The sequence below is a fragment of the Acidobacteriaceae bacterium genome (assembly GCA_028283655.1).
In the GTDB taxonomy this organism is placed as follows: Bacteria; Acidobacteriota; Terriglobia; order Terriglobales; family Acidobacteriaceae; genus Granulicella.
On the sequence record JAPWKE010000003.1, the window covers coordinates 1346012 to 1366765 of the forward strand.

Annotated in this window: 16 protein-coding genes; 10 read left to right on the top strand and 6 right to left on the bottom strand. The window is 54.9% G+C overall.

The features are described 5' to 3' along the window. The first annotated feature begins 55 nt into the window (after positions 1-55). From PW792_08530 to PW792_08550, 5 genes are all read left to right on the top strand, one after another. Positions 56-1546, top strand: coding sequence for a TolC family protein (locus PW792_08530; protein ID MDE1161977.1), 1491 nt, complete (start codon positions 56-58; stop codon positions 1544-1546). A 273-nt stretch (positions 1547-1819) separates the two neighbouring features. After that, on the top strand, positions 1820-3013 hold the full coding sequence (locus PW792_08535; GenBank protein MDE1161978.1) for an efflux RND transporter periplasmic adaptor subunit: 1194 nt from the start codon (positions 1820-1822) through the stop codon (positions 3011-3013). A 3-nt stretch (positions 3014-3016) separates the two neighbouring features. Next, entirely contained in the window at positions 3017-4828 is a 1812-nt protein-coding gene (locus PW792_08540; protein MDE1161979.1) for an FUSC family protein, read from the top strand. A gap of 148 nt (positions 4829-4976) precedes the next feature. Next, complete coding sequence (alaC, locus tag PW792_08545; protein ID MDE1161980.1) at positions 4977-6158, top strand: alanine transaminase; 1182 nt, start codon at positions 4977-4979, stop codon at positions 6156-6158. A gap of 1439 nt (positions 6159-7597) precedes the next feature. Continuing rightward, positions 7598-8023 (top strand): hypothetical protein, encoded by a 426-nt coding sequence (locus PW792_08550; GenBank protein MDE1161981.1) that lies wholly within the window; start codon positions 7598-7600, stop codon positions 8021-8023. 246 nt (positions 8024-8269) lie between these two features. Here the strand turns inward: PW792_08550 and PW792_08555 are convergent, their stop codons facing one another. The 6 genes from PW792_08555 to PW792_08580 all read right to left on the bottom strand — a co-directional run bounded on the left by PW792_08555 (position 8270) and on the right by PW792_08580 (position 15113). Further along, positions 8270-10810 (bottom strand): DEAD/DEAH box helicase family protein, encoded by a 2541-nt coding sequence (locus PW792_08555; GenBank protein MDE1161982.1) that lies wholly within the window; start codon positions 10808-10810, stop codon positions 8270-8272. After that, positions 10803-12461: an Eco57I restriction-modification methylase domain-containing protein gene (locus PW792_08560; protein ID MDE1161983.1), complete on the bottom strand. Its 1659-nt coding sequence runs from the start codon at positions 12459-12461 to the stop codon at positions 10803-10805. Before PW792_08560 ends, PW792_08555 begins: the two co-directional genes overlap by 8 nt. Next, entirely contained in the window at positions 12458-13114 is a 657-nt protein-coding gene (locus PW792_08565; protein MDE1161984.1) for an N-6 DNA methylase, read from the bottom strand. The genes PW792_08560 and PW792_08565 overlap by 4 nt, the downstream gene beginning before the upstream one ends. A gap of 271 nt (positions 13115-13385) precedes the next feature. Beyond that, positions 13386-13799 carry a hypothetical protein gene (locus PW792_08570; GenBank protein MDE1161985.1) on the bottom strand — a complete coding sequence of 138 codons (414 nt, stop codon included), beginning with the start codon at positions 13797-13799 and terminating at the stop codon, positions 13386-13388. Then, positions 13796-14701, bottom strand: a complete 906-nt coding sequence (locus tag PW792_08575) for an ArdC family protein (protein MDE1161986.1) — start codon at positions 14699-14701, stop codon at positions 13796-13798. The genes PW792_08570 and PW792_08575 overlap by 4 nt, the downstream gene beginning before the upstream one ends. A gap of 217 nt (positions 14702-14918) precedes the next feature. Further along, positions 14919-15113, bottom strand: coding sequence for a hypothetical protein (locus tag PW792_08580; GenBank protein ID MDE1161987.1), 195 nt, complete (start codon positions 15111-15113; stop codon positions 14919-14921). A 128-nt stretch (positions 15114-15241) separates the two neighbouring features. Between PW792_08580 and PW792_08585 the strand changes: the two genes are divergently transcribed. The 5 genes from PW792_08585 (at position 15242) to PW792_08605 (ending at position 20681) form a co-directional block, all read left to right on the top strand. Next, positions 15242-15847 carry a hypothetical protein gene (locus PW792_08585; GenBank protein MDE1161988.1) on the top strand — a complete coding sequence of 202 codons (606 nt, stop codon included), beginning with the start codon at positions 15242-15244 and terminating at the stop codon, positions 15845-15847. A 54-nt stretch (positions 15848-15901) separates the two neighbouring features. Next, positions 15902-17095 (top strand): hypothetical protein, encoded by a 1194-nt coding sequence (locus PW792_08590; GenBank protein ID MDE1161989.1) that lies wholly within the window; start codon positions 15902-15904, stop codon positions 17093-17095. Positions 17096-17487: 392 nt separating this feature from the next. Next, the gene (locus PW792_08595; GenBank protein ID MDE1161990.1) at positions 17488-18606 is read left to right on the top strand and encodes a hypothetical protein; all 1119 of its coding nucleotides are present in this window, start codon (positions 17488-17490) and stop codon (positions 18604-18606) included. 10 nt (positions 18607-18616) lie between these two features. Beyond that, the gene (locus PW792_08600; protein ID MDE1161991.1) at positions 18617-19666 is read left to right on the top strand and encodes a hypothetical protein; all 1050 of its coding nucleotides are present in this window, start codon (positions 18617-18619) and stop codon (positions 19664-19666) included. 115 nt (positions 19667-19781) lie between these two features. Continuing rightward, on the top strand, positions 19782-20681 hold the full coding sequence (locus tag PW792_08605) for an FRG domain-containing protein (protein MDE1161992.1): 900 nt from the start codon (positions 19782-19784) through the stop codon (positions 20679-20681). The last annotated feature ends 73 nt before the right edge of the window (positions 20682-20754 follow it).

The window sequence follows — 20754 nt, forward strand, 5'->3', positions numbered from 1 at the left end:
CTTTTCAGCGTACGCCGTATACTCGATCACAAGAGATGTTTACGGCGTACACATTATGACTCATTCGCTCTCTAATTCGCATAGCTCCCGCAGCCTGATGCTGACCATCGCTTTGGGTACAGTGGCTCTGGCATCTGCCGTTGCGCAAACGCCTTCAGCTGCGACGACCGCAGCGACAGGTTGTACCTCGGTGATCAACGAAAGGGCGGTTGCGCGTTGCCTGCACGAAGCGCGCTACACGCCTGCCATCCCCAGACTCGACGATAGCCATGTTTATGAGCTTCCCGAACTCATCGACATCGCAGAGTCCGCCAGCCCAGCAGGCCGAATAGCATGGGAACAGGCCAAGCGCAGCGCGGAGCAGGCAGGCATAGCAAAAGCAGAGTACCTGCCCTTGTTGACCTTTGTAGCCGAAGGCAGTGACGCTCGCGTGATCGTTCCCTTCCCAAAACCTATCGCTCCAATCGGCTATGTCACCGTTGAAGAGCCAGCAGCCGTCGCCCAAATGGAGCTGCACTACAGCCTTCTGGACTTCGGGCGCCGACCACGCATCACGGCAAGTCAGGCTAACGAAATCGCCTCGACGCTGCACCTCAGCCGCGTGCATCAACAGATTGCATTCAACACAGCGATCGCCTTTTATCGGGCCCAGGAAGCTGCTGCACAGCTGGCTGCAGCCAAAGATATTCTGGAGACCGCGAAGACACTTTCTAGCAACGCGCAATCGCAGTTTGATCAGGGACGCTCCACTCTGCCCGATGTCCAGAATGCTGATGCTGGCGCGGCCGAAGCGGCCTACTCCCTGACAAACGCCGCAGGTGAGGTCGAGAAATCGAAGTTGGCACTCACGGAAACCCTCGGTATCGAGCCGACAACCAGAATAGAGATAGCGCCACCATCAACAGGCAATGCTGAGGCGTTCGACAAGCCTGTCGAAGAGTATCTCGATGTGGCCTGGAAGAGCCGTCCCGACCTTCTCGCTAAAGTGCAAGCGCTACGGGCTGCAAAGGCTGAGGCGCGTAACGCCCATTCGCAATACTTACCCGCTGTTTCTTTGAAGGCAAGTGGTGGCCAGACATCGCTATGGCCAACGGCAGATTATGGCGAGCTAGGCAACGCCAGCGTCTCAACATGGTCAGCAGCGGTGCAGTTGCGCTGGGACGTGTTTAACGGAGCACGCCAACACAATGTTCAGTCCGCAAACGCTGAGGCTCGTGCCGCTGCGGAAGAAAAGCGCGAAGCCCAGGACGCGGTAACACATCAGGTCTGGGACGCTTATGTGGAATACCACACCTCGCTCGAACAGGAACGTGCGGCTGAAAGCTACCTCAAAGCATCGCAGACATCCTATGACTCCTCCCTTGACGCTTTTCGGTATGGAGTGAGGTCTCTAGTCGATGTTGTGGAGGCTGAGCGGCAGCTTGCCCAGGCTCGGTTAGCCTCTGTAAAAGCCTATGCTCATCGACAACAAAGCGCTTCTGCGCTGGGTTATGCCATCGGTAGCTTCACTTCGTATCCGTCTGGAGCAACTGGAGTTCATCCATGAAATCGAAATATTCCCTTGTGGCGCTTTTGCTTACATCGACCCTATGCGGCTGTGCGCGCAACCCAAACATAGAAATCGTTGGGTCTTACTTTCCCGGTTGGATGGTCTCGTTAGCGTTAGCGGTACTTTTGACATCGCTTGCCCACGTAGTGCTCCGTCGTCTTCGTATGCTCCATTCGATTGGACACCCAGCCATCATCTACCCGGCGATGACACTGCTGTTCACCTGCCTGCTTTGGCTCTGCATCTTTGCTTAATGAGTAAGGACTCCATATGACATTCGACACGAAACAACGGCTACAAGCAGGACGAATCCTAGGCATCAGCATCGTTGCACTTGCACTGCTGGCCCTTTGCCTTGCCGTCTTTCAGGTAGACAATCATCCGCGAACCGACGACGCTACGGTGCGAGCGAACACTATTGCGTTCGCTCCTGAAGTAGAGGGCAGGCTCGTGCAGTTGCTGGTGCAAGACAACCAGGCAGTTCACAAAGGCGACCTTCTCTTCCAGATCGACCCGAGGCCTTACCAGTACGCACTGGATCAAGCCGTAGCCGACCAGGCAATGCTCGAAGGGCAGATCAACGATGAGCGTCGCCGCATCGCGACCGAGCAAAGTGCAGTCGGTGCGGCACAGGCCGGCGTTACAGGATCGCGAAGTGGTATCAGCGCGGCACAGGCCAACTATCAGGCGGCACAGGCGGCGGTCGAAAGAGCTGTTGCAGCCCAAAGTGCAGCAGAAGCTCAACTGAAGTTTGCGCAGAACGACTACAACAGAATCGCTCCCCTTCTCGCTAAGCACTATGTGACCACGCAACAGGTGGATCAGGTACAGACAGCCCTGCGAGTAGCTCAGGAGAATGCTCACCAGGCAGCCTCGCAGCATCTTCAGGCACAGGCGCAAGAGTCCATGGCGCAGGCTTCCAAGCAATCTGCAGAGGCAGGACTTCAGGCGTCGCAGTCAAAGCTCGGCGAGGCCGTCCACACCGTCGATACGCTTGAGACACTGATGGCGCAACGCCCTAATAAGGCTGCAAAGATCGAACAGGCACGACTCAACCTCGCATGGTGCAGCGTGCGTGCGCCGTTCGACGGCTATGTCGTCAACATGAACATCTCACAGGGTGCATACGCTCATCCGGGGACACCCATGTTTACGCTCGTCGATACAAGCATGTGGTGGGTTCTTGCAAACTATCGAGAGTCAAAGCTGAAACGAATCAAACCCGGCATGCATGTACAGGTTTATCTGATGGAGCATCCTGACCGCCGATTTGATGGTGTTGTCGACAGTATTGGCCGCGGCGTTTTCCCCGAAGATGGAGCGACGGCAAACGGCCTTCCCAACGTTGACCGAACCCTGAACTGGGTGCATCTGTCTGCTCGCTTCCCTGTCCGCATTCGCGTAACCAATCCCGATCCTGAGATGTTCCGTATCGGGGCAACAGCCATCACGGTCATACGGTAAGCCATGAAACCCTTCAGCGCTCATCGCTCGCAGGAACTACTTCGCGAAGAGCTTACGCCCTACAAAGGGCGTACAGCAGGCAGTTTGAGAGACATGCTCGGCATGTTGCTGGCTGTAGTGCTGGCGATGACGTTGCGCACACCTGGCATCGCGTTATCAGGAGCACTTCTGCTCTTGATGCAGCGTGAACGTCCAGGCCTAACCTTTCGCGTTGGTCTTGAGATCTTCATCGGGTCAGCGCTTGCTGCAGCCGTAACCCTCACATGGGTACAGCTGACCGACGGGTCTGAGGTTGCACGCTTCCTCGGCATCATGACCATTGTGTTCGTGGCAGCCTTCTGCATGGTCACGAGCACAAAGCCACTCTTCTGGACAATCTTTGGCTTCTACGGATTTGTCTTTATGGCGTTCTGGGATTCGCACCGTAGCTCCGATGCGAATGTTCAAGCCTGTCTCTACAACCTGGCGTCCTTTGCCATCGTCCTCACCTCAGCAACCGTTATCGAATACTTATTTGGAACCAGGCATCCAAGCAAAGACCTGAAGGAGGAGTTCGATCGCCGGTTTGAGCTTCTGGAGCTCTACTTCACTCAGCTGGCAAACGGCCAGACCAGAGGCAGTTCAAGCAAGTTCGAACAGACGCATCATCTTCTTCTTCAATACGTAAACGGATCAGAGTTTCGGCTCCACGAGCTCTACGATAAGCTACGCTACTCCTTCGACAGCCAACACGCTCCTATAGGAGTTCAATTTCGTATTGAGTTGATGAATCGGATTTTGCAGGCAAGCTCCATCTTAGGGTTCTCTCAACAGGCCCAAACAGGAAGAGTCATATCGAGCGAACAGTATCAAAAGCTTGCTGCAGCTTGCCGCTCGATTCTCAATAAGGTGTCCGTTCCGTCAGAAGAAATGTTCGACAGTAACTCTAGCGGCTCCAATCTGTATCTCCACTTGAAGCAATACTCCGACGTCGAACAAGGCATTTTGTCCGTGCCCGAAGAGGAACAGCAGGAGATCAATAAGGCAGCAGTGCCTCTGTTCCACGCCGGAGCATTGGCTTCTTTTGATGCGATCACTTACGCTCTGAAGCTCACGCTATCAGCCATGACGTGCTATATCCTCTACAACGCCATCGCATGGCCTGGAATTCTGACCTGCGTCGTTACGGTTCTATTTACTGGACTAAGTACTACCGGTGCGATGAAGCAGAAGCAGCTATACCGATTCACCGGTGCAGCCTTGGGAGGCTGTTTAGGCATTTCTGCGGTCTCCCTCTTCTTCCCCAACATGGACTCCATCACATCTCTGGTCGTGCTCCTCGCACCTGTCTGCTTTCTCTCTGCCTGGGTTATGCGTAGCCCTCGTATCGGATACGTTGGCGTTCAGATTGCGTTCGGCTTCTTCCTCACCGCACTGCCAGGATTCGGCCCAGCTACCCAGATTGCTCCCGCCCGGGACCGCGTCATAGGCGTGGCGCTTGGCATCCTCGTTATGTGGGTTGTGTTTGATCAGCTGTGGCCAACAAGAAGTAGCGACGCTCTGCTCAAGACCTTCGAGCGCCTTCGCCAGGTCAACCTATCCTTGCAACAAGACGTCGTCACGAGCGCCAAATTAAGAGAACTGCGTACCGTGGTTTCCGAAGAACTCGCGATCGTCCAGCAGCTGGATTTTGCAGCGAACTTCGAAATCGGACGCCATCGGAGCAGAGAGATCGTAAAAAGCCGGAAGCTGATTCATTCCATCGAAGAAGAGGCACACCTGTTTTACCAGGAGCTCTTTCGGCGGAGCATACGCTCTACGCAGTTGACCCCATAGCCGCAGGCTTTCACCAAGTATCTAGCCCCAAAACACTTCGCAGCTTGCAGCCGTCACCTCAGCCTGATTCAGGAACCTTTCGCTGAAACGAGCTTCAACAAGGGTGGTGCTGAAATCGTGTCGAAAACGTGAAATGATGGGTGCTATCGTGAGCGACGACTTTCCAAGAATCAAGCGACTCCCCCCCTACGTCTTCAACATCACAGGCGATCTGAAAGCTGCTGCGCGAAAGCGCGGAGAAGACATCATCGACTTCGGCATGGGTAATCCCGACGGAGCCACGCCCGCGCACATCGTAGAAAAGATGATTGAGGCTGCCCGCAAGCAGCAGACCCACCGCTACTCGCTTTCCAAAGGGATCCCGCGACTTCGCAAGGCAATCTGCAACTGGTATGCCCAGCGTTACAACATCGATCTAGACCCCGCGACGGAAGCCATCATGACGATCGGCTCCAAGGAAGGCATTGCGCACTTCTGCCTGGCGGTTCTTGATAAGGGCGATACGGTCCTGGTGCCCAACCCCAGCTACCCTATCCACATCTACGGCCCGGTCATTGCTGGCGCGGATGTCCTGAGCGTGCCAATCACGGATTCCACCGATGACTTCTTGGCGCACATTCAAGATGTAGTACCTCGTATGACGCCGCGGCCCAAAGTGCTGATCGTCAACTTCCCTTCCAACCCCACGGCGCAATGCGTTGACCTGCCATTTTTTGAAAAGCTTGTCGCTCTTTGTAAGGAGTACGGCATCTGGCTGGTACATGACTTCGCCTACGCCGACATCACGTTCGATGGGTACAAGCCGCCAAGCGTGATGCAGGTTCCTGGCGCCAAAGACATTGCCGTCGAGTTCTTTACCTTATCCAAGAGCTACAACATGCCCGGCTGGCGTGTGGGCTTCATGGTCGGTAACGCAAAGCTCGTGGGAGCACTTTCCAGGATCAAGAGCTACTTCGACTACGGGACGTTCACACCAATTCAAGTGGCATCCATCCTAGCTCTCGAAGGCCCGCAGGACTGCGTCCAGCAGATCAGCGACACCTACCGATCACGTCGGGATGTGCTCGTCAGTGGACTGAATAAACTTGGCTGGCCTGTGCAGATGCCAAAAGCAACGATGTTTGTTTGGACAAAAATTCCAGAGCAATATAAACACATGAAATCGCTTGAGTTCTCGAAGCATGTTCTGGAACATGCCAAGGTCGCAGTCAGCCCCGGAATCGGCTTCGGTGAGTACGGAGACGACTTTGTCCGTTTCTCTCTGATTGAAAATGAGGAACGAACGAGGCAGGCTCTACGCGGCTTCAAAGAAATGTTCGGACAGCTTTAAACAAAATCGATAAATTCAAGTAGCCAAGAACGTTACGCGGTAAAAACGCCGAGCTAAAAGCTCGGCGTACCTCATAAGAGGCCTGTAAACATTGGTGCCGGGAGGGGGGGTCGAACCCCCACGAGGTTGCCCTCGGCGGATTTTGAGTCAGCTTTTTCCACAGTTGCAGGGCGTCGCATAATCACGCATCTTGGTCGCATAAGCGTAGATATTGCAGCTACTTACACGAATCAGCCTCTCCGCAAGGCGTTGCATGACGAAGCACTGAATACAGGGGCAAAGTATCACCAGAAGTATCCCTGGAACGCAGCGGACTTGTGTACCTGCCACGTAAAATCTGGTGATACTTCAGGGATACTTTTGTGCCGCCCAGCGCTGCTAGGCCCGTAGGATTTATGGTCCGCCGAAGGTTGTCAGGAGACGATTCAGCTTTCGGATCGAGTTCTCTCAAGAACGATAGCCACGGGTCAGGCAGCATAGTGCCCAAGATCAGCCTCCGTGAGTTTCGTAACCAGATTCCAATGCGCAGCAAGCTTCGACCTCACTGCTCTGACATGCGCTCCACGGGACTGAGGCCACGACTCTTGGCACAGGGTGTCTTCCTTTACGAGGCGTGCATCCTCTAGTTCGAGCAACACGGGTTCCAAGGCCCTCCACACCAAGAACGCGTCGTCCTGATGGGCCAACTTATTCGCTAGCGAGACGACGAATCCAAGCCGGTTCTGTCGGTTCCTCAACTTCACTTCTCGAAGGAGCCATGGCCAGTTGAGGTGGGGATACGTAAACACGACCCACGGTAGACCTTCCGTCGTACGCACATCAACGTCTGCGTGATCCAACACATCGAGTAGGAGCTCTGCCGGATTGCGTAGCTGGCCGGACAGATGAGCGTATCCGGGATACCCCAGTCTTCCAAGTTCCGATGCGAGCGCCTCAGCGCTGTGCCTCGGAAGCGGGTCTACTGGCAATGCCGTTGGGTCTCCGCCAAAGACCTCTGCCGCGCGCTGCGCGACTTCAAGGGTGACGTTCCTTTTCCCGGTCTCCATGTGAGAGAGCATGGGTTGGGAAAGCCCGAGGAGCTTCGCTGCTTGGACCTGAGATATACCTTGACGCTTGCGAACGGACTCTAATGTGAAGCCGGTCATTCACATAGCCTCTTCCGCCATATTACATCTTTTGTAATATCCTGATTGATAGACGACCTAGCTATCAATCATCGGCTGTCACGAAGACATCGCCGAGGAAGGATGGGGGGTAAATGTCAGAGGTCGAAATCGTCACACAGTCTTTGGCCGATCGACCGTTTGATAGTGGCTATAGAAATCGTCCACACTTCCGGATGTCGGATGTGTAGGCGGTGTTTGGTTGCAATAATGGCAACTGATGAGCAGATGAGCCGCAAACGCAGAAATCTTTAGCTCACTAAGGGACGCCACTTGATGGAATTAGAAGCCAATAAGCCTTTGGACAACGCAGCGATTGTAGCGATTTGTGAATTGCTCAAAACTAAACGCGAGCATGTTCAAAGGATGGCGAACGCCAATGGTGCAGCAGGCGAGTCGATGGCCTTAGCTTTACTTGAAGGCAATCGATTCGTTCGGCGTCCCAAGGGTACAGGCTTGAGGAACTTGATGTCAGCTCTCTCTGAAGCAGGTATCACTATCAAGCCGACTAGCTTCGACGTTATCGCTTTGCCTGAGGGGGAAAGCGTGGAATTCATGTCTATTGATTCCGTACGTATAGCGCTTCCTAGGATGACTTTCATAGAAGTCAAAACTGCCAATCAAAAGAGGGTCAAACCCGACTTTTCTTCGTTCTTCTTCGCGCTAACAGAAGGAGAAATCAAAGCTGCAGAGGCTCTCTGAAGCAGACATGGCGTCCTACTCATCAATCGAGCCACAAATGCTTCCCTGCTGACGACAGTGCCCGAAATCCTAGCCAGAGCTCGTTCCACCACCTGGCAAGTATCTGTGCAGCTCTGATTACGACCAGGCTCGTTCTCGTTTGTCGCCTCTGAGCGCGATCTTTCGGCTAGGGTGCATTGAGTTCTTCGGCCCCCCAGCTGCTGCCACCCGCAACAGAGTCACGGTTCCAAGGCACCTTCGCCCCGATTACTCCTTCGCGACTACCGTGTCATAAAGACCGTAATGCGTGAGGCCCTCGTGACTTTCAATCCCTGTGTAGTGGAGGGACGCATCTTCGTAGCGTCTGAACGCAAAGACCGCTTGATTCATCTGTTCCGTATTGAAAACTTTCAACCGAACTAGGAGATGGAAATCTTTCACGGTTAGGCCCGTCACCGCAAGAAAGAGGTCGGGCTCCAGCTTCGTGATCACATCTTGAAGCGTGTTCTCCCGAAAGTCGGTCAGGTACATGAACGCTGGGATGCGTGTAGCGAACTTGATCAGCTTCTCCTGAACGAGCTTCCGCTTGGACTTGTACTCCTTCTCTTCATCCGTGAGCTGCTTCTGCTCTCTTGCGGAAAGGTCCTTCGACTTCGCCTTGTTCTTGAGTTCCTTGACCTTCTCGCTCTTGTTGATGATCGTCTCTATGACATTGTCTCCAAGAGTCCGCCAGCCCTCGATCCGCTCAACAGCCGCCATCGCCTCTGGGTTGTCGAGCACGCGGCGCAACGTATCGTTATCAACGTTAACGAGCAGCGCACTCTCCCACTTCCTTGCAAGCAGAGTCGCGGATGTGCCTGCCATCGCTATATCGAGGATGCCGCCCGCGTCGATCTGCGTCATGTTTGCGCCGTCATAGGCGAGAACAGGGAGAAACGAGACGAGTTCTCTTACCGCAGTCTCAGGATTCTTCTCATCGGGAGAAAGCCCAATCCCATACTCGGATAGCTGTCGCAGAGCGCGGGTCGGTGCGAAGTCGAAGACGAAGCAGACGGGCTTTAGAATCTCCTCTTCGTGCGGATTGTCGCCATCGGGATTCTTGATCGACCATGGCGACTGCACACGAAAGGCTGCTTGGAAGTACGTCTCTGGACTCTTGAGATTTCTCAGCATGAGAATGGACGACCACTGAGGCACGGTGACGCCGGTAGTCAGTTTGCCGCACGAAAGCGTGATGGTCTTGCTATCGAAACCGCTCCCGATTGCTTCGCGGACAGGTGGGAGCGCATCAAGTCCAATGCCGGCGCTCGCGCCCGCTGCAACCACAACTTTGTATTCATGCCAGAAGACGTTCTGCTTTTCGGCTAGAAGATTTGCCATCGCGTGGCAGGAGGCCACATTGGGCAGAAACCAGAATGAGTGGTTGAGGTAAGGCAATAAGCGCATGTCGGAGTACGGAAAGGGTGGCTTCGTGCCCGTCTTTAGCCCTTCGACAAACTGCGGCGCGTACTGCCCACGGATGATGTCCAACCACTTCTGTACGTCGTTTTTGTGCTTAAACTGAGCCTTCTTGTCTGAGCCCGTAGCAGTGAAGAACTCGTTCAGGTCGAACTCGTCAAACTCACCGGCACTTGCGACAACAGTGAGCTCTGGGGGCATCTGGTACGTAAGCAAGCGCATTTGCGGCAGCGCACCGTAAGGGTTCCATTTACCAGGATGCTTCGCTGCGAATTCTTCCTTGGCTCGCTGCTCGTCTGTGTACGTCCAGTTGAAGATCTGTTCTTCAATGAATTCACCCGTTGCCAAAGCCTTGAACGGAGTGCCAGAGAGGTAGAGATACGCTCTCGTCGTTATCGGCAGGAACTCCGTCTCCCTTTCCGACAACACTGCGAGGTCCTCATTGACTGTACCGAGCCCCTTTGCGTACTCAAGCTTTTCCTCTTTGCGGGCAACAGTCTCTTCTTCACCCTCGAAGAGCTCTTTTGCGGTCTCTCGCCAAGCACCAAAATGGTATTCGTCGAAGATAACAAGGTCCCATTTCTCTTCGTGAAGCCACTCATTATTGGCTTTGATGTTGCCCGTCGAATCATGCCCCAATAGGTCCTGAAATGATCCAAAGTAGACCACGGGTGTCTTGCGATCAATCTTTCTAGGGTCCGCTCCGGCTGATTTCTTCGACAGATAAATCCACCCGTCGAAGTCCACATGGCTCTCTAGATCGGTTTTCCAGGCGTCCTCCACCGCCGGCTTGAAGGTCACTACAAGGACGCGCTTCGCTCCCAGCCGCTTCGCAAGTTGGTAGCTGGTAAATGTCTTGCCGAAACGCATCTTGGCATTCCAGAGAAAGCGTGGGAAGGCGTGAATGTCCTCCGCCCAACGTGACAGAAAGTAGTTGTGCGTGATCTTGACAGCCTCCGCCTGCTCGCGTCGCATCGGAAATTTCTCGTGATGTGTCCCGGTGTAGTGCAGACCTGAACGCAACTCAGCCAAGACTGTCTTCAAGTCCGCAACGGTACAGCGCATCCACTCCAACTCGGGATTCGCAAACCCCTTCGCTTTGAGCGCCGCGCGTACCTCATGATCGGTGAAGACGGTGCCGTCTTCGCGCTCGGCTGGCTCATCGAGTTCGATGACACGGTTCTTTATGGCTGCGGTCTTTAGCTGCTCTGCTACGCGATCTTTCACGTTCCGTGTCGTCTGCCCGATCTTGAGCAAGCCAGCATGAGCATGGTCGTGAATCGAATAGGCGTAGATGCGGGGCCGCGCTTCTGGCTTGGGGACGAGAATCTCTTCGATGGGTCTACTCATCGATCTCCTCGGGCGAAGTCTCTTCGTCAAACAGATCTTCATTTACGGTCATAGGTCGAACGATACCTTCGATGAAGGCCACTTCGCTGTCCGAAAGACCGTACTTCTTATATAGGTCGGCGTCAGTCCAGATTCGATCCCACTTCTGCTTAGGGACAAAGGTGTAGACTTTGCGCGTAACGTGCTGAGAGGGTTTATGCAGAAGCACGAGAAAGCGTGTGAGCCTGCAGCACAGATATGACAACGCACTCTCGGCTTCGGCCTTGGATTCGAAGGGGCCGATGCATAGGTACGTTTCTGATGAGATTGACCCTGGTTCACCGATGAAAGGCGTACTGATGATCCGATGCGGATACGTATCTTTATTGCCAGTACCGGGGGCTGCATATCCTGCGAAGAGCTTCCATTTGTCGATCAGTTCGACGCCGGTCGCAATCGTCTTACGGCTGACGAAACCTCTACCTCCGTTCTGATAGACAACTGCGTCACCCTCCCGCCTCTTGCTTCTTCCCTTGAAAGTGGTCTGGAGTCCAAATGGCTTTCGCGAACTAACCAACGAATCAAATCTCTTGTCCTCAGGAGGGAGAACCGTTGACTGAGAGCTTGGGGCGGCCTCAATCGAAGACACTTTCTGAAGAATCGAGAGACCTTCGTTGAACCGGATGAATACTTCCGCGCCAGATTCGAGGAGAGGACGCACTGCCGTTGATACTGGCCAGTCTTTGAAGTGAGTGCTTACCCTACATGGCCCCCGATGATCTCGATCCCACAGGAAAAAGTTAACTCCTCCTTTGAGGCCGACACCCGGAAACACATCCGCCGCACTAAGGAAGTCATCAATGGAACGGACTCTGTCATCCGTAAGCATCGACTCCCTAAACTCGTCCAAGCCCTTCCCGCCTGAAAACCAACGGGACGGGATGACCATTGACAGGTAGCGGGGCTCCAATGCCTTCGCCTGTTGGACGAAGAGCTGATAGATCGGGGCGGCACTTGTGCCAAAGCCTCCGTCGTCAAGTTGGTACGGCGGGTTGCCGATAACCACATCAAATTGCATGTCGTCTCCAAAGATCTTCGCTATCCGGTCTTGAACGTTGTCGGTGTGTAGTAGCGCATATGCGTGAGTTTCAAGCTCGGAACCACGGTCTAATGCCTTTTGACTAGCGCCACAGTATCTGCACTTTCCATCGACCCATGTGTGCTCCAAACGTTCGAACCAGATGTTGCCCTGCTCGGCCTGGAAATCTCTCCCGACAGAATGTGGCCCATTGGCGTGCTTCGAGCAATACAGGCTGCGTCTTGCAAGGTACCCAGTGAGGCGGGTGATCGCGATGCCGAAGACCTGCTTGGTAAGGATGTGGTTGATGCGTTCCTGAAGGTCAGGAATAGAGCCTTCGAGCCCTTTGTTCAGACGGCTCGTGATCTCCCGTAGGAACACTCCCGACTTCGAGAACGGATCGAGAAAACGAACTTTACTATCAGCCCAAATATCCTCACCGTTATGGCTCGCGGCCCATGCTTCTGCAAGCGTGTCCAACATCCTGTTGGCGAACTCAGGCGGCGTAAACACTTCATCATTGGAGAGGTTTGCGATACAGGTCAGAACGTCAGGATTTCTGCCTTTGAGAGTGAAGCTCGCTTGCTGGCTCATCCGACCGGCTCCTCCTGGATTTCAGGAGCGAGAGCCGCGAGCTCCCGGACAGTGATAGGGGTATACGACTTCATCGGCGTGAAGACCTCGTGCTTCCCGAGATGTGCAAAGAGCGTGCCCTCTTGGCTGAACGATGACATCTGGGCCAGTACCTCGAAACGAAAGTCGCGGCGCTGAAATTTGCCCCTGCCGAGGTAGCCCCACTCGGCGAAGGTTATCGGACGGCCGTCTTCCATGCGCATTGTGAGCGCATCGCCGTGGACGAGGTTTTGTGAGAGTACATACAGTGCTGCGAGATAAGACTCGTCAGCGGAGTCGATGTTGAGGTAGTCAGATAAAACCTCAAGCATGTTCGCTCGACATTCGACGATGTTGTCAGGCAGAAGTTCGATACCGTAACAGCACATGACAGCAAGCAAGGCGTAGTGTCGCCTTTCGAAATCAGCTCTCCCAAACTTCGCCTCTACGGCGGCGAGCTTGCGTTTGAGAACGGGGACCAGGAAGTTCCCACTGCCGCAGGCTGGTTCAAGAAAACGGGAGTCGATTCGTTCCGTCTCATTTCTGACCAAATCGAGCATGTTTTCGACCAGCCATGAGGGCGTGAAAACTTCTCCGTGGTCAGCGACGCGACGCTTGGACTTGATTAGACTCATAATGCTTCGACGTTCTGTTGATTATAGTTCTGTATTCTTTGGATTTCGGCTTGGTTCCCCAACGCGTGATCGCAGCAAATCGCTCAGCAAAGCGGAGAAAACGGGGGAAGGTGCAGGAGGAGGAACTCGACTCCTGCCGCGCAGCCGTCGAGCGAGGACGGAAGCCGTCGGAAATGGGTGCAGGGAGAAACCGAGCGGGTTTCTCCCTGCCGCGCGAGAAGCGCGATGAAACGCTGAGGCAACAAGTTCGTGGCCTCAGCAACACAACTCGCTAGCTGATAATGCACTTGTCCGTGAAGGCGTCTATGAAGCCCTGATGACGGAGGTTTGCGTCCCATGTCTTAGCGAAGCTCTCGAGCTGCTGGTGCAGCGAGGGAAGGTAGATGTAGTTGCCGCTGACGATGTTCCGGCTCCACTGCTCTACGCCTACATAGTCGTTTCTGTAGTAGTAGAGGCTGAGGTGTGCTCCGCCTGCAAAGCCAATCTCGAAACACATTTCGGGGTCGCGCATCGGGTCGCTGTTGAGATTGCCGTAGTGAGCTACGGAGAGTGCAGGCAAACCGCAGGGCCCGGACTTATTTACCGCCTCAATGACGAGCGTCAAATATGGCGAGTTCTCGATCTTGAGGTAGAGGCTGGGACGCCAGCCTCCACCCTTTTGCATTAGGGCCAGTAGTGTCTTCATGCCGCTACCTCCTCGCGCTCTACGTCGTCGGTGATCTCGGCCTGCTGTGCAGGCTCCAAGGCAGCAAGGATGATGCCGGCGGTCTGCTGGATGACTTCCAAGCTCTCGGCTAACAGAGAGGCATTTCCCTGATAAAGCTGGATGTAGTCTGCGGACGCCGTTCCGGTGAGAAGACCAACGGCCTTTCCGACAACAAAGGCCACTGCCTCGGCCTCTAGTTCGCGGATGGTCTTGGTGGTCGCGGTGCGGCGTTCTGTCTTGTGCAGGAGTTCGTGCGCCGTCTCATGCACCAGCGTCGAAAACTCCTCGGCCTTGGACTGACCGGGAAGAATGGCAATACGTCCGCCGTAGCTCATGCCCAGCGCGGGGGCAATCTTCTCGTTGTAGACAAGCTGAATGCCCTTGCCCTTGACGAACGCAACCAGCCGCTCGATATTCTCGCCGGGGTCGCCGCTGACCTCGTGCAGGTTGGGCAAGTCTACGCCGTTCGTCTGGGAGATATCGAAGACATAGGCATTGCGGAAGCCCAATAGAACGCGCTCGTTCTGCTTGGTGATGTCCTTCTGCGCTTCGGCATCCTTCTTGCGGCGGACGCCAACCATCGGGGCAAGAATACGAATGCCCTTGGCTCCTGCATTCACGCTGCGCCCCATATTCTTCCACGTCCAGAATCCAGCAACGCGGGTGGCTTCGGGCATCTGCCGTGCAATCTCTAGCACGTTCCCAAAACTGTAGTTATGAAAGCGGCTCATGGCGGTGAGGTAGTCGGTGAGGGCGTCGGACTTGCCCGCCTCCAACTGATCAATCAGGAGCTTGATATTGGCAAGGATGAGTTCCTGTTTCGTGAGGGGCTTCTTGCTGTCGATGGCGGTGGGGGTCTTGGTGGTGGCTGTGTTGCTCATGGTGTTGTCTCCTTGGCGGTTGCCGTTGCTGTTGCACTTCATGCCGTCGCGGCATGTACCTACATGCCGAACGCCTCCTGGCGAAGGCGGGGGTAGCAAGCGTCAAGGGGAGTGGGTATCTCCCACCCGCAGCAAAGCGGAGGGCGCGGCTTCATCGCGTGATTTTGCGCAGCAAAATTATGGGGAAACCCCTTGACGCGCGCGTGGGGCAGAGCCCCTAGCGAGGTTTGGTTTCCTTATTGGCGTGCGGAGCACGCAGACAAATCAGGGTCGGCGTTGCGGGCAGGAACAGGCCCGCCCCTAAAGAAAAAAAGGCGGAAGACGCGAAGCGGCTGGAGATGAAGAGTAATCCGTTAGCCTGACGAATCACAGGTGCGTGCTGGAAAATAGAAGGTAGTACAGACGTAGCCATACAAAATACTCCAACCGAAATCTGTAGAGACTTCCATGCCAGAGATTCCCAAATTCTCGCCATACAGTGACATGAACACTTTCGAACGATGCGACGCCTTGGCACGAGCAAAGGTGCGCGACCAAACGATGGCTGAACTTCGCTACATAGAGGACTTTCGCCGGTCGGCGTTGGAGCTCTTCTTGAAGGCCATTGCTGCCGAGGAAGGTATCGTCGTGCCATCACCGGATGGCGGGTATCGACGGGCGCTTGTCGCCCACTTCTTGCAGGGTGCCAGGCACGTTCACAGCGCGATTGTCGAGGGAGCGTATGCCAAGTCGGCGGCGATTCTGAAGCAGGACATGGAGCTACTCTGCCGCATCGAAGAAGTCAAAGCCGGGACGGAGAAAGAGGGACAGCAGCCGCAGTTCCGAGCCGCTCCCTATCTGGGACGAATGAATGGCCATCTCAACGACCTCGCTCATCCGTCGAAAGAGGGGCTGATTCATCTCTCCCTGGAGCAAACGGTCGCGGACGGCAAACGCGGCATCTCGCCCTTTCCGATTTACGAGCCGAAATTCGCAAAGAGCCACTTCAGCATTCATGCCTATCTCTGCTTGCAGGCCTCTCGTGAAGCCATTGAACTTCTGGCCGAAGCAAAGAGCGAGACCGACACGAAGGTAGTCGAGCTGGCAAATGAGTGGAAAGCTCTGCACGCGCATGGCTTAGCGCAACGCGTTTTTCTGGAAGAGTAAACAACGGGCGTTACGATTCGGTAAGGCGAGCTTCGCACAATATGGAGATGAACAATGGCGACCGAGGCTGACGATACCGACGTCCAAACGATGAACGAAACGGAGAACTACGAACTCCCCGGGAGACGATCCGACTTGACGTCTGATTCTGCCATACCGCTCGTTTGGCCACCCCTGCTGGAGCTTCCTGCCGCAGACAAGCTTGTCGTCTACCTCGACCTGAATCATTGGATCGGGCTGTCGCAGGCCCTGATCGGACATCGGCAGGGTGCAGCCCATGTAGACACTCTTGAAGCATGTCGTGCTGCCCGCGCATCGGGTCGCGTTACCTTCGTTCTGTCCGGAACGGCCTATATCGAGGTGCAACGGATCAAACATCCGGATCAGCGCCGTCGGTTGGCTGAAGTTGTTGAAGAACTAGCCGACTTTAGCACGCTTGTAGGCCGCCATGTGGCAATGGCGCTCGAGCTTGATGCGGTGCTTGACCCAATCGCGAAACGGCCAAGTCAACTGTCTAAGGTGCCTCTGCTCGGACGCGGTGTGCGACACGCATTCGGAATCCAGAGTGGGTTTTCGATCATGGGGCCTGAAGGGGACGTCACGGAAAGTTTTCGGCAACGATATGGCCCCGCAAAATTCGACGCCCACATGGCAGAGACCATGTTGAAGATGGAGCGGTCGATTTTCCGGGGTCCCATGAACGCGGACGAAGAGAAGGGGTTGCGATCGTATGGCTATCTCCCAGAAAGCACCGTTGCCATGGCTCAGAAGCGACTGGAACACGAACTTTCTTACAAGCGGACGATGGATGCAGACCCTTCCATTCGTCGCGGAGATCTCACTGACTATGTGTCAGTCCGAGAACTGCTGATCGAATTCCAAGACATTCTTCCGCGAACACTCCAGCAGAGAGGTCTGGTGCTCGCGGATTTGAGAGAAGGGCGCGAAGCGGGCCGAAGGTTGGTGCATTCCATGCCCAGCACGGACGTGTCGATCACTTTGAAATCGGCATGGCATCGCAACGGTCAGCGGGAATGGGCCACGAACGACATCTTCGACATCGATGCACTGTCCCTCGCGATGCCGTACTGCGATGTCGTGGTGACGGAAAAGGCCTGCGCACATATCCTGCGAACCGCAAAGATCGACCAGCGGATGAACACGGCGCTCCTTACAAATCTCCAAGAGTTACCTGAAGTGCTGAAGAGCAGCATGTCGAAGCGCGTACCTGCGACTTTGGTGATGTAGACCGCTGGAGGGTGGGCCGCACGAAGGTTCCCTGACCGGGGGCTCGGGCGAAAACGTCCCCGCTGAGGTGGCTGGCGTAGGCCGTGCCAGCGGCTAGAGGCAGCGCAGAACCTCCCGCCCCCAGCGACAATCCAGTGGGATTTGCTGGTGTTTTGACCGATTTCTGCTTTTTCGTCTATCACCCCTCTGTTCAGAGGGAGTTTTATGGAAATTTGGTTGATGCATCATTGGAGGGCGCTCTCAGGAGGCTGGTTGATCCCGGTTGTGGCATGGCTTTACCGGAGAGTCGGCTTCCGTCGCTTGTCGGTTGAAGGCGATTTCTGGAGCTTCGAGTAGCGGAAGCCGGAATCTAGGGCCTTGCTGGAAGAATCGAGGGAGTCGAAGTCGAGACGATGAGCAAAGCTAAACAATCCGTGGGTTCCGAGATCGCGAAGATACTACGCGCCGACTTGCTCCCGAATCTGCTGGCAATTCTGGAGAGCTTTCCCGCGCTCCGGTCGATGCTTCCGCAAGTGCTGCAGTTAGCGGTCGTGATCGACGCCAACGTGGTCTACGGCGAGCTTCGATGGCGTCTCAAGAAGCGCCCCCGGCCAAACCTGCGCTCTTCCCTAGAGGAGGCGCTAGCGAGCCACGTTCTGATCGCGTATGCCCCGCACCATCTCGACGACGAAATCCATGAGCACATGGAAGAGATTGCCGCTGATACAAAACAGCCGGTCGAAACCGTTACGCGCGAATGGAAAGCGTTCCGATCCTTCATTCACTTCCATACCGGACGCAAAGGCGCGGGAGGCCGAGTCTCCGATCCTGACGATGCCGCCTACCTCGATACGCTGCAAGAGGTCGCCGTGCGCGGTATCTACACCCGAGACACGCACTTTCAGGATTCTGCCGCTCCGTTGGTTTTTGTCGCGATGGACATGCGAAACCCGATGGATGGGGCGTTGCGGCGCTACGCACGGGCCACAGCAGTGCGAGTTGGACTCTCGATGGGATCCTCTGTCTCTGCCGTAGTGAGCGTAGAGGCTCTGATCGCACTGGGTCGATTGCTCAAGGCTTTTTCCGCCGCCTTCAAACGCCTCTCGTCCGGTGCCCAGCTTCTGATCCTCGCCGGCGTGACGGCAGTCATCCTCCATCCCAAATCGAGGGCGAAACTGAAAGAACTATGGGAGGCATTTCAGGAGACAGTGCGTCCGCTGCTTTGGGATGCCGTAGTGGAAGCGATGTATGAATTCGCCGAAGCGACGGAGACGGCGGAGGTCGCTCGTCGGGAGATTGAGGTTCTCCTTCCCGCAGCTCGACGTCGTCCTCTGATCGCTCATGCGCGTGCAGTGTGCCTAGCATCATCTCGACCGCTCTCGGAGGAGACGATTTTGCGTAGGGTGAGGACGAATGGATATGTTTCTCGCAACGGTGGCTCGGCAGTCTATCTCCGCCGCTTACTGCGGGCAGATGGCAAGTTTGTGGAGTCTGCTATGGGATGGTCACATAAGAGTAGAACGACTACCTAAGGCAAACACGATGATGCGAAAGCACGTTTACCAACTAACGAATCTGCACTTCCTCGGAAGTCGAATCACAACGTTCCCGGACGGGAGCTGGTCACGCGACACGCTCGATTTCGCGTACAAGGACGTGCGCTGTACGCTGCAACAGGCTGAGGGTTACCGCGAAACTATAAAAGAGTTGAGCCGAACGCACGGGGCAGGCATCACCGCCACACTGACCCTTGAGACCGACATCGACCGGCCGCAGCATGAGATGGACGAACTCGCCGACGCGGCTTGCGAACTTCTGGCCTTCGCGACCAAAAACGAGGTTTTCTGGGCGAAACGGGACACCTTTGATGAAAACGGCAGTTTGGTCTCCGGTAAAGGACGTTCGCTCGGTGCCAGAGTTCGTGACTTTCACGAAGGGTGGTCCATTCTCAACGATGTTGTCATCACCAAGGACAACGGCCACAGGGATGAACTGCAAATCTTTCTTCGAACAGTATTCGAGCGGTACTTCGACACCCTTCGAGCAAAACTAAAACTACCCCTGATGTGGATTGCTGAAGCTGAGCATTTTGGTTTTGTGGACCTGAACTTTATGACCCTGTTCATTGCGATGGAACGACTCAAGAGCGAATTTGCTCCCAAGAAGAAGCAAGACTTCCTGCACCTGGACTGGCAGAGGATGTTGGATGGGGAGCTCGCAAAGACTGTCTTGAGCGCTATTCAAGATGAAGTAGGACCGCTCTCGCCGGAACAAGAGAAGGCGATCATTGGGAAGTTACGTGGAGCGAACACACCCTCGACCGGCGTTCAGATCGATGAGTTCTGCCGTAGCCTCGGCGTCAAAGGGCTGGAAAAAGATATGACTGAACTTCGCAATAAGCTGACGCATACGGCAGCATACGGAAACTTTGACTTGCCGAAGGTGCTTAGTCTCCACGTCGAGCTTTCGCATGTAGTTGACGTCTGCGTGCTGAAGATTCTTGGGTACCGGGGATACTACTGTCATCGCGCGACGGACTGGCGAAACGTCAGCTTGGACGAAGAATCAACGGCTGAAGATAAGATATCGTGACGGTCATAGGCTTCTATGGCGAGTAATCTGCGCAAGCACGCCCATTCAATGGGCGACTAGGATTGTCAGTGGCATTTGAAGTCGCAGTTTGAAGATCAGCAATAAGGAGAGATACTTGGCATCGACCAACATCGAAGTCGCGAACGCACGTAGTGTCCAAAGCTTCATCGGTCTCGTATCGCATGCGACAGCACCTGGAGTGCAGCGGTTTTACCGTGGGGTACCTAAGCACTTCAACAAAAGCGTACCTTCGGTTTTCCGATCACCTACACGCATCGAAAATGAAAAGCTCCTCTTCAATCAGCTCCTAGCCAGAAACCCATCGGACTTTGCTGCAGATGCGACGACGCTCGACAAGCTGGTACGAATGCAGCACCATGGACTTCCTACGAGGCTCCTCGACATTACGTCGAATCCACTCATGGCGCTCTACTTTGCTTGCGAAAAGGAACCGACGAAAGATGGCGAGGTCTTTGTTTTGAGTGTTCCTGACTATGACGTCAAGTTCCCTGACAGCGACAGAGCGTCAGTGGTTGCCAATCTCGCGAGACTCACGACAGCACAACGAAAGGCCGTGTCCGCTCTTGCGGCAGACTCGTTTTCTCTCCCGATCGACGAGCGTATCAAAGTCTTCAACAAAGATCGATCGGTGTTGAGGCTCCTGCATTTCATCAAGCAGGAGAAGCCATACTTTGAGGCCAAGATCAACTCGCGCAATATCCCGAGTATTTTGGTCGTCCGCGCGAAACTGAGCAATCCACGAATCGCAGCACAGGGGGGAGCTTTCATTTTGTTTGGCGATGGGGCGACCTTCGAGGGCTCTTCAAAGGGCCGCAGCATTCTCGATACAGTCATTACGATCCCAGCGAAGTCGAAGGCTGGGATGCTACGAGACCTAGATCACCTGGGTATCAACGAGGCGACTGTTTACCCCGGCCTCGAACGATCTGCCGCATACATCGCAAAGCCGTTTCCGGTCAGAGGGCAAGGTAAGGATCAGCGCGCCATCAAATAAACCGTTTCGTCTCTCGAAGTCTTCGGTTGTTCATCTGTACAAAGTACCTCTTGATTCACTTCCCTCATTGGCT